We start from the raw sequence: 1,156 nt of genomic DNA, 5'->3' as shown, positions 1-1,156 counted from the left end.
TGAACAGTCTCAGAAAATTCAGATTGTTGCTCTACAAAGGCGTTCAGTGAATCGCTATTTCTGATCTCTAATGCCGATTTTGCCTGGGCTATACCCATTTCAGCGTAGTTTGCAAAGGCTTGCGCTTGAATATCAACTAACTCACCTACGTTATTCAGTAGCAATCTATTCACTTCTTTTGCAGGCTCAACAAAGCGTTTCGCTTGTTCGCTTAATGAATCGATAAATTCGTTCATGTATGTCTCCTTGTTATTTACTAGTGGTGCATGTGCTGACCGCCGTTAATGGAAAGATTTGATCCAGTGATAAAACCAGACTGTTTGTCTGATAAGAAAGCAACAAGTCTCGCTATTTCTTTTGGATCACCCAGCCTGCCGACCGGAATTTGGGCGATAATTTGGTTTCTTATACTCTCTTCGACCGCCATCACCATTTCAGTTGCTATATAACCAGGGGAAATAGTGTTAACAGTAATGCCTTTGCTGGCTACTTCTTGCGCTAGTGACATGGTAATACCATGAATGCCAGCTTTGCTGGCAGCGTAATTCACTTGACCAAATTGGCCCTTTTCACCGTTGATAGAAGAGATATTAATAATTCGCCCGTATTGGCGTTTCAACATGAACTCGATGACATTCCGACAAGTATTGAAGGTTCCACTCAGGTTCACATCAATGACCTCTTGCCATTTTTGTGGTGACATTCGTTTTAAGCTGGTATCGCGAGTGATACCAGCGGTATTCACCAAAACTGCAATGGGGCCAATGCTTTCTTCAATATCAAGAATATTGCGGGTACAACTGTCAAAATCAGCAACCTCCAGTACACAGGTTTTAATGTCATAGCCTTGTGTTTTGAGTTGCGCTTGCCAGTTGTCGGCTTTTTCTTGGCTGCTGGATGCAGCAACAACGGTGTAGCCTTCATCATGTAGTGTTTGGCAGATCGCAGTACCTATTCCACCGGTTCCGCCCGTGACAAAAGCAACGTTTACATTAGACATATATGCCTCCTAATCGTGAGTTCAGATTCAAAAATCGGAAAACGAAAGAAAAGAGAGGTAACAGAGTTGAAACTCTACGGCATGTACCTGATTTTTGTCGTTCTTATAGTTTCTCATCATGAAGCTAGAGACTAGGGAAAGCTTTGATGTGAATCA

At 42.4% G+C, this 1,156-nt stretch carries 2 protein-coding genes; both read right to left on the bottom strand.

Going from position 1 to position 1,156, the window contains the following annotated elements; genetic code table 11:
- A partial coding sequence (locus A3729_RS04210) for a phasin family protein (protein WP_197475553.1) occupies window positions 1–236 on the bottom strand: 236 nt, incomplete at its 3' end.
- 20 nt (window positions 237–256) lie between these two features.
- Entirely contained in the window at window positions 257–1,000 is a 744-nt protein-coding gene (gene phbB / locus A3729_RS04205) for an acetoacetyl-CoA reductase (RefSeq protein WP_068508748.1), read from the bottom strand.
- Window positions 1,001–1,156 lie beyond the last annotated feature (156 nt).

Source organism: Oleiphilus sp. HI0043 (assembly GCF_001634935.1).
Note: the sequence above shows the minus strand (reverse complement) of the source record. Positions and strands in the feature narration are given on the sequence as shown.

Bases quoted from the DNA above. Each gene is read 5' to 3' on its own strand.
- phbB (WP_068508748.1), bottom strand. From the start codon at position 1,000: ATGTCTAATGTAAACGTTGCTTTTGTCACGGGCGGAACCGGTGGAATA.